8 protein-coding genes are annotated in these 9,804 nt (G+C 35.6%); all 8 read left to right on the top strand.

Features of this window, described 5'->3' with window-relative positions; all coding sequences use genetic code 11:
• Positions 1 to 845 precede the first annotated feature (845 nt).
• Positions 846 to 1,730, top strand: coding sequence for a hypothetical protein (locus ENL20_02885; protein ID HHE37501.1), 885 nt, complete (start codon positions 846 to 848; stop codon positions 1,728 to 1,730).
• Positions 1,731 to 1,760: 30 nt separating this feature from the next.
• The gene (locus tag ENL20_02880; GenBank protein HHE37500.1) at positions 1,761 to 2,690 is read left to right on the top strand and encodes a histidine kinase; all 930 of its coding nucleotides are present in this window, start codon (positions 1,761 to 1,763) and stop codon (positions 2,688 to 2,690) included.
• The gene (locus ENL20_02875; protein ID HHE37499.1) at positions 2,665 to 3,519 is read left to right on the top strand and encodes a response regulator; all 855 of its coding nucleotides are present in this window, start codon (positions 2,665 to 2,667) and stop codon (positions 3,517 to 3,519) included. The genes ENL20_02880 and ENL20_02875 overlap by 26 nt, the downstream gene beginning before the upstream one ends.
• Positions 3,520 to 3,811: 292 nt before the next feature.
• Positions 3,812 to 5,023, top strand: coding sequence for a twitching motility protein PilT (locus ENL20_02870; GenBank protein ID HHE37498.1), 1,212 nt, complete (start codon positions 3,812 to 3,814; stop codon positions 5,021 to 5,023).
• 8 nt (positions 5,024 to 5,031) lie between these two features.
• The gene (locus tag ENL20_02865; GenBank protein ID HHE37497.1) at positions 5,032 to 7,359 is read left to right on the top strand and encodes a tetratricopeptide repeat protein; all 2,328 of its coding nucleotides are present in this window, start codon (positions 5,032 to 5,034) and stop codon (positions 7,357 to 7,359) included.
• Positions 7,360 to 8,226, top strand: coding sequence for a hypothetical protein (locus tag ENL20_02860; protein ID HHE37496.1), 867 nt, complete (start codon positions 7,360 to 7,362; stop codon positions 8,224 to 8,226).
• A 2-nt stretch (positions 8,227 to 8,228) separates the two neighbouring features.
• A complete protein-coding gene (locus ENL20_02855) occupies positions 8,229 to 9,413 on the top strand; it encodes a hypothetical protein (GenBank protein ID HHE37495.1) in 1,185 nt (394 codons plus the stop codon).
• Positions 9,400 to 9,804, top strand: a 405-nt coding sequence (locus tag ENL20_02850; GenBank protein HHE37494.1) for a hypothetical protein, incomplete at its 3' end; no start/stop codon positions are given. The genes ENL20_02855 and ENL20_02850, both read left to right, overlap by 14 nt.

The following is a 9,804-nucleotide window of genomic DNA, read 5'->3' as shown; positions in this document are numbered from 1 at the left end:
TGATAACTATTCTCATCAGAGTTTTGCCGGAATCGGTGTAGAAGCATCGGGAGGAGAAGAACAACCTCCACCGGTCGGACCTTTCACTTGTGCAATTCTCTCAGGTGATGACATGACATTCACTGGTTCCGGAACTACAAATTGCGGAGAAGGGAATGTACATACAAATGGATACTATAAAATGACTGGTTCCTGTAAGATTGAAGGAAATTTATCCTCTTGTTACAGGATCTGGACTACAGGTTCGACTAAGATCTTTGGTGATGCTTATTCTCCGGCCTGGAAAGGCAAAAGTCCCGGCAATGTAACAGGTACAGCATACACGGTAACTGTTCCTCCAATTCCAATTCCAGTTATAGATATGACTCCATTTTACCAATGGGCAGTAGATCATGGTGAATATTATGCCTCGACCGTTCAGATTTCCGGTTCTCAGGATATCGAACCGAATGGTGGATTAATGTGGGTAAATGGTTATTACATGCAAAGCGGTTCCGGTGATTTTATCGGTGGTTTAATTGCTAAATACGAGGTACAGATATCCGGAAGTGGTGATCATGTAAAACATCCTGACCATCCGTATTTCCCAGCAATCGTATCTCTGGAACAAGGTCTTCAAATGTCTGGAAGCGGAAAAGTTCACGGTTTGATCTATGCTCCCAATGGTGCTATTCAAAAATCCGGTTCAGGAGATGTTGAAGGTTCAATGATCTGCGGCGGGAAATTTAAAAAAAGCGGAAGTTGGAATATTATGGATTATGAAAATAGTACACCTGTTCCACCGGGAGAAGGTGGAGGACAATCAAATATAAATATCAATATTGTCTATTGGCAGGAATAGAAAGATGGGAAAGATAGTCCTGATCGGATTGATCGTTGTTATCATAATTCTATCTGTTATTGTTGTGAATGTGGAAAAAGAAACAGCTAAAGTTCCTGAAATAATCAGTCAGGATATGGCAGAGATCAATGCGAAAACAATAGCTAATTATGCTTTGAATTATGGTATCGATAAATTGAGTCGAGACCAGATATCATTTGCAGGGAACACTACCCAGCATACTTTTTCAGACTTCAATGCCTTTGAGGGAGCGATCGATAGTATCAGGATTTCCTGTAATGTGAGTAAGGATACATTTTATGTTAATTCATTTGTGAACAGCAGTATTGTTTCCGAAGATGTGAAAAATGTCAGTGAATCCATCATCTGTAAAAAAGAAAAACTGCTCAAAGCAGCGATCATTGCAGCCGGTGAAGTTGTGATCAAAGGAAATGCAACTATTGAGGGTGATGTTAATGAATATGCAACTGTAGATTTTGAAGAGATTTTTGGATGTACAAAAGAAGAAATGAGAGCGAATGCAACACGAATTTATCTTGATCCACCCAATAATGTTGAGCCTGTCGATGATACAACCTGGGTTGATCTATCAGGTGGAAACTCTTTAAAAGTTACAAATGAGCATTGGCATGGGACTGGAATTTTAATCGTCAATGGAGATTGTGATATTACCGGTGGCTGTTTCGATGGTGTTCTTTATGTGATCGGAAGCCTTTACGTCCGCGGAAATGATTATGCCTTAGGTATTATTTTCGTTGAATGTGATGCTGATATTGAAACTGAAATCGCGGGAACTTCATACATTGCTTATGATGAGATGATAGTGACTCAATATTTACCAAATCCACCCATGGAAAATGTTTATAAAATAATATATTGGGATGAATAAACATTAATCGATCTTTAAGAGAGGTTTTAAATGGAAATGCTCGATAATGAAAAAATAATGAAATTCTGGTGGGGAAGAATAAGATGGTTTATGATCGTTATCCTCTTTGCCATCGGAATCCTGCAGATACAAAAAAGTCCGCAGTCTTATCCTGTTGTGATCTTTATTGCAGTATTTGCAGGAACAATGATCCTGAATATTTTATTCCATCTCAATGTCATCAGGATCAGTAACCTTATTGCCGCTATCCAGATCATACTTGATATCGTGTTTTCCACGATGGTCGTTCACCTGACCGGAGGAATCGAAAGTTCATTTGTCTGGATCTATTTATTAGGCGTTATAACTGCCAGTTTATCTATCGAAAAAACAGGTGGATTCATTGCCTCTATGATCAGCTCTCTCTCTCTTTTGGGATTGATCCTGCTTTATAATTATGGATGGTTGATTCCATTGAGTGATTCGGAACATATTGTTGATTTTCCCCTGCAGACAATATTCCTCATTTCCTATACTGGTTTGATGACCGCAGTTGCTTTTATGGCAAACTATTTTAGCGATCTTGTAAAAAACCTAAATTCTAATGAAATGAAAAATCAGGAAAAGATCAGTAAATTAAAAGAGGAGAAATCAAAACTTGAAGAGCAGAAGATTAAGAATGATAAGAAACTGAAAGATAATGTTCAATTGCTCAAAGCAGCTTCTTCGGTAGCAGTGATCGATCATGAACTGAATAACCATCTGACCATTATTTCACTGGCTGTAAGGAGGATAAAGAAAGCTGGAATGGAATATAAAGATGATAAATTAATAAAATATGGTAATCAGATGACAGATGCCTTAAACAAGATCGAAGTCGTTCTGGGAAGTGTGCAAAAATTAAAACAGTTAAAAGTAATCAAAGAAGCAAGAAAAAAAGAGCAAGGATTATCAGATGAAGAAGCATATTTTAATAGTTGATGATGAACCAAGTGTAAGAGATATCTGCAAAGATATTCTCGAAGATGAGGGTTATCGCGTAACAGTTGCAGTCGATGGTCAGGATGCAGTCGATAAGATGGATTATTTTGATTTCGACCTGTTCCTGGTAGATATGTCTATGCCCAGGATCAGCGGTTTGGAATTAATGAGAGTTATTAAGAACAAACAGCCTTTTGCAGTGATCATCATTCTGACTGGTTTTGCCAGTGTTCATGGAGCAGTCAAAGCCATCCATGAAGGAGCTTTTCATTATATTGCCAAGCCAACTGATCCGGACGAACTTGTTTATGTTGTCAAAAGAGGGATAAAGTATTCTGAAGATCTTTACGGTCCTCTACAAAATGCTTTCGAACCAGGACCAGATAGCGAATTCAAACGAAAACCGATTATCCTGAATGGATTCAGTAAGGAAGACAAGGATGATTTTTTAGAATTAGGTAGTCTTCGAAAATACGGTTTGGGAATACATATTCCGATCAGCGAGGAAACAGCGGGACCGATCATTTTAATTGAAGATGGAGAAGTCTCTGTCTGGCTGAATAATACGATCATTGATTATCTTGAGAAAATGGACTCATTCGGTGAAGAATCCTTGATCCTGAAACAACCGTCTATTACAAAATTGAGAGCAGAAACATCGGTAAATATCCGACATTTTAACAGGCAGAAATTGCTCGATTTCTTTTCGTATAAAGGAGATAAATTATTTAAGAGATTTATGATCAATCTTATCAATAATTCCTTTTTTAAATGGCGAAAATCAGTGCAGAGAATTGTCATGTTAAAATTGGCAACCGGTGAAAAATAAAAAACTTGCCATTCCGAGTGTTCTTTCAACGGTATTAAATTTTGAGGAATCTCCAAAGAACAGTAAAAGAAGTGAAATGAAAATTATAGATTCTTCCGTAAAAAACATGACACGATCGGGAGAGGAGCAGGAGAAAATATTAGAAAAACATAAACCATTATTTATGTATTAGTTAGAAATAATTGCAGGAAAATCAGCAAATGAAATTTGTAAATAAATCTAAATATTTTAAAATCATTGTTGCCTTAAATTATGTTAAAATAAATCTTGACTTCGTTTAAAAGGGAGAATAATGAATCTATCTTTTATCGAGGAATTGCAGGTAAATTTATCTGATTTTATCACTGGTATCAACCGTTTTCAGCGTATTGATAAATTGTTATATGAAAATGTGAACTGGAGAAAAGAAGTCCACGAACATTTTAAGAATTTACTTGCCTATATGATCCACCACAATGCTTCAGATATCGATCTTGGCGGACCCGGAACAAGGGGAAAGATCTGGTACAGGATCTATGGTAATAAATCACCTTGCGATGATATGCCTTCCTATAATGAAGATGAAATTACTTTAATCTTATTGAATGTTCTGAACGAAACCCAGAAAAAAATATTATATGAAAAGAAAAATATAGATTTTTCTATGGAAATGGTCTTTGATGGACAAGATAAACCTAACAGATTCAGAGGAGATATATATTTTGACAGGAATTATTTGTCTGCCAATTTTAGAAAAATAGATCAGAAAGTGCGGCATATTAAGAGCCTGAATTTTCCCGAAAATATTATTAAAAGACTTAATCTTTATTATGAAAAATCCGGTTTATATTTGATAACGGGAATTTCCGGTTCCGGAAAAAGTACAACCCTCGATTCCATCGTTGATATGAATAATCATACTAATAAAGCACATATCGTGATCATTGGAGATCCTATTGAATTTATTCATAGATCTGATAAGTGTATAGTTAAACACAGAAATGTGGGTGATGATGTTTTGAGTTTTGAAGATGGAACAGTTCAAGCTTTAAGACAGGATCCCGATATAATTATTGTGGGTGAGATGAGAGATCCACAGACGATCGCTACGGTTATTGAAGTAACGGACAGTGGTCACAAAGTTTTTACAACTTTACACACGAGTTCTGCCATCGATAGTATTCACAGGATAATCGGGGAATTTCCACCTAATGAACAGGACAGGATCAGGATGAGATTAGCTGATACGATCAGAGTTTGTGTCTCCCAGAAATTGATTCCTGATAAAAAGGGAAAAGTGGTTATGACCAAAGAGATACTTTCTGTTGACAGCTCCGTTAAAGCAGCGATCAGAAATAAAAATATCGGGGAGATCTATCAGATGATGGTAGAAGGTAAGAAAAAAGGAATGATGACTCTTGAGCAGGACCTGTTAAATTTATATAGAAAAAATGTGATTTCCAAAGAGACAGCATTAAATTATGCTAATAACAGAAAAATAATGATCCAATTATTACAATTTTAGAGAGAATTATGAGTAAAAAAGAACAATTTGCTTTTGGTATTTTTCAAGATGGTTTGACCGTCAAAATCGCTCAACTTGTTTCATCCAATGAGAAGATAAAAATACAACAGTTATTAGATACAAATTTATCTCATCATCTATTTTTAGACGATAAAACCGATGAAAAAGATTTCCTCGGATTGAAGGATATTGAAGATGAGTTTACCGGGGAAGCTTCTCCATCGGAAGAAATATCAGAATTTGAAATTGCAGAAGAAGTAAACGAAGAAGAAGAGGAAGAATCCGGGAAAAGTGAACTTCAAAGTCTGCTTGTGAATTTTCCTTTGGATCGGGGAAAAATATCTCTGAACGCGAGTGAAGAGCAGATTTCATATCATAAGTTTGATAAGAGCTACACAAAATCAAAAATTATCAAATATATCAAAAAAGAAGTCCTTTCCAAAGATGAGATCAAGAAGAATAATTATTCTTTCGGGATGATCTTTAACAAAGATAAATCGAGTTTGGCTTTTGTCCATAAGGGAGAAAACGATTTACTTAATGCTGTTCAGGAGTTGAATTTTCAATATTCCAGGAAAAAATACATTTATAGCTATATCGATACCAATGAAATATCGTTAATGAATCTGGTCAGATATAATTATGAATATACTGATCAGGATTTTGTCATGATCTTATATATCGGAAAGGAATATAAATCTGCGATCGTGATGAGAGGGAAAGACCATTTCAAGACTTTACCGATAATTGTACCCGAAGCAGAACCTGAAAGAACCAGACAGTCCATTTTTTCAAAGATATTATTAGAACAGGATATTTCCAACTTTCCGATAACACAGAATATTCTTATTGCGGGTGAATTTGTCAGCAAGAAAGATATCGAGTTTTTTGCTAAAAAGTTTGGTTCGATGTCAAAAGTCAGTCGTCTGGAATTACCGCAAATAGATGAGATCGAAGCTACAGAAGCGGAAATAACTGATGAAAAAATAGCACAATATGCAATTCCTATCGCTTTAGCCTGGAAAACCCTTGACCACAAGAATAAGAACTTTTACTCAACGAATCTGCTTCCCAAAGATATCATTGAAAGACAAAAACATTTTAAAGTTGCCTGGCATGGATTTGTTGTACTGGCTGCTATTTTCTTTTTTGCTCTGACCGGAACGATCCGTAATTTGCAGATAAATAGAGATATTATTGAAGTAAACAAAATAATTGGTACTTTAGATGGAGAACTTACTCAAACAAAACAGTTAATTCTAAAAATCAATGAAGTAAAAGAGAAACAGGGTCATTTTCAAAAGAACCTGGAATTAATTGATAAGATCACAGGTAATAAAAATCAGTGGTACTACATTTTGAATGTGATTTCAGAAGCGTTTAATAAATACAAGATCAGTTGGCTGAATGACCTGAAAAGCAGTGCTAATAAATTCCAGATAACAGGTTATACAAGCAATAGACGAAATATTTTAAAATTCGCGGAACTATTTCCGAATGGCAGGATTTCCAGGATCATCAAAGAAAATATCGAAGATGTGGAAGTATGGAAATTCGATATTTCCTATTCCTATCCTAAAAAGGAAGTATCTTTAGCAAAAAATCTGAACATTCCCGAGAAAGAACCGTCGATTATGGATTTAGGTAAAGAATCCGAAGAAAAAACGGAAGATGAAACTGAAGTTCCTGTATCAAGTGATCTTTCATCAAAGTCATTATACGAGGTGAGTTTTTTTGTGGGGAATGATCATACGCAAGCTGGAAAAACAAACAACATCCTTGAAAATGCGGGGTACAATTCCAGGATCGAAGAATTTACCGACGGAGATGAGATCGCTTATAAGTTAGTATTAAATGAAACTTTCTCAAAAACCGAAGCAGAAAATATGGGGGATCAAGTAAAAAAGCAATTTAATGAGATCGATTATTTTCAGATTTCAGAAAAGGAAATTCAGAAAACAGTAAATATACCTGAAATATATAATGATATAGCCGAACTTTTTTTCTCCAGAAAAATTGATGAAGCTTATGATAAACTTAATGGGTTCATTAAAGATTTTCCCGGGCATAGACTCGTTTATAATGCTAATTATTTGAGAGGAGAATGTTTATATTATCGGAAAGAGTATACGGCAGCACGGAAAATCTTCGAAAAAATACTTCTCCAGAAAGGTAATAAAAAACCTGATGCCTTAATGATGTTAGGTAATTCCTATAAAATGGAAAACAATACTGAACAAGCAGTAAAGTTCTGGAATCGTTTAATAGACGAATTTCCGGAAAATGAACTGGTTGAAATAGCAGAATATAAAATTAAAGCTTTAAAGGAAAATTAAATGGAATATGCTGTAAGAAATACTATCGTGCTGACTTTTCTTCTGTTGCTTGTTATTGGTGGCTCATATTGGGGAAACAGGAAATCGAAGATTATTTTGGACAAAGCAAATGCGACCTATAATGACCTGAGAGAAACAGTGGACGGATTAAAAAGAGCAAATCCTGATCTGGTAAATGAAGAAATGATCATTTCCGCATTGGAGCGAATGGAAGCAAGAGCCAGAGAAAATGTTAAAATTCTCCTAAAAGATGATAATCCCACGATCACATATAAATATCTCGTCGATATTATTGATCGTTATTGTCCGGGAGTGATCTTTAATTTTTTTGTTGAAAAATCGGGACAGCAGGATCTGATCAATTATAATTCCTATAAGATAGATGGAAGTTCCAGTTTCAGCGATTTCTACAAGCTTATCGACCATCTGGAAAATGAGAGTCCTTTGCTGACCATTGAATCCATTTCTTTAAAAGAAAAATTTGATGCTGTCTCCGATACGATCCAATTTCATCTATCTTTCAAATCTTATTTTGATGCGAATGGAATTCCGTATGAAGAAGTTTCTATGAAAAATCTCAAACATTTATCTTTCAGATACAATCCTTTTAAAACCAGGATACACGGTCCTTTGCAATATTCAGATCTGGATGATGCTATTATCCTGGAAAAAGCTGTTTTGATCGGATTAACTCCTGAAAAGATATTTATGCGCGATCATTACGGGAAATTAAGGATCCTTTTTCCGGGAGATGAGATCGCTTTTGGGAATTTAACTTCCATAAACTGGGATGAGCAATGTGCGACTTTTACCATCAATAAAACCGGTGTGAATGAAAAAAAAATTATTTATATAGATAAGGACTAATTATGAAAAAATTATTATTAATATTAATTCTTTTTGCTGCATGTATTGGTTTGATCTCTCAAACAGCAGAATTTTCTAAAAAAGGACTGGTAACGATCCCACGGGAAACAAGATTCGTTGACGCAGTGAATGCTTTAGAAGTAATGTCCCAGCAATATGCAAATAAAAAGATCATCAATTCAAGCAGTTTTAACCAGGAAATAGGGATTCCTATAAAGGAAATTCTATGGAGGGAAGCTCTGACTTTGATCATTAGTTATAACAATCTTGTCTTAGAGGAATTACCCGGAGCTCTTTTAATCAAAGATTTCACTACGGAAAAAGAGGAAGAGAAAAAAAAGATGGTGTTTCCCGATACCAAACAGATCAAGATCAGTTCCATATTTTTTAAAGTGGACAAATCTTTTCTGAACAGTATCGGTATCGATTGGAGTACTTTATACAAGGGAAAAGTTGATGTTTCCCTAGGATTCATGGGAGCATCAAATGTTTCGGATGAATTATTAACTGCTTCTGCTTCGCACTCATTAGAATCATCAAAAGCATCGCTGGATCTGAATACCCTTCTAAAAATAATCGAAGCAAAACAAAAAGGAACGATCATTGCCCGTCCTAATATTGTCGTCATTTCCGGAAAGGAAGGATTTATCCAGGTCGGTCAGGATTTTTCCGTTAAAACCACGGATGAAGACGGAAATGTTTTTGATCGCTTTTTCTCAACCGGTATTATTATGAAAGTTCTTCCTGAAATTGTTGAAAAAGGCGGAACAGAAGCGATTTATCTGAAAACCATGGTTGAGAAAAGTGATGCCACTCCGGGGGAACTCAGTACGATTATAAACAAAAGCACTTCTACAACAGAAGTCCTGTTATTTGATGGAGAAGAAACAGTAATCGCCGGTCTTTATGATACGGATGAAACGAAAGTCAGATCTGGAATACCGATCTTAAAAGATCTTCCCTGGTGGGTCTTCGGGATTCGGTATTTAACAGGATATAATCGATCCGAAAGCAAAATCGGTGAAATGATAATCGTGATCAAAGCTGAAATCGTGGAATCTTTAGATGAGAGAATTAATAAAACCACTACCATAAAAGAAAAAGTTGAGGAACATCGGGATTCCAGAGCAGATATAAAAACTTATTTTGAAGAAAATGACGAGGACATGTTCAATGAAAAAAAATAAAATTAATTCTTTGTATTTGTTGTTACCTTTTCCGGTATTACTTATTTTATTATGCGTTTTCAGTTGCGACCTGAAAGTTACAGACAATCAAACTGAAGAGGAAATACCACCGGATTCAGCTCAGGTTATGCTCTTTGCTCCTACCGATGTGCAGATAGAACAGCTTTCCGCTAATAGTCTCAAACTGTCCTGGATCGATAATTCCTGGAATGAACAGGGTTTCAAGATCGATAAAAAAGTAGGAACTGCATCCTGGATAACTTCTTATGGAATAGTAGATACGAACATGACTGTCTGGTATGATCAGGATGCGGAAAACAATATTCTCAAATATCGTGTTTATGCATATCTGGGTGAAGCAAAATCCGATTATGCGGAATCAGAAGAATTT

The sequence above is a fragment of the Candidatus Cloacimonadota bacterium genome (assembly GCA_011372345.1).
Taxonomy (GTDB): domain Bacteria; phylum Cloacimonadota; class Cloacimonadia; order Cloacimonadales; family TCS61; genus DRTC01.
This window is presented reverse-complemented; position numbering and strand designations above follow the sequence as displayed.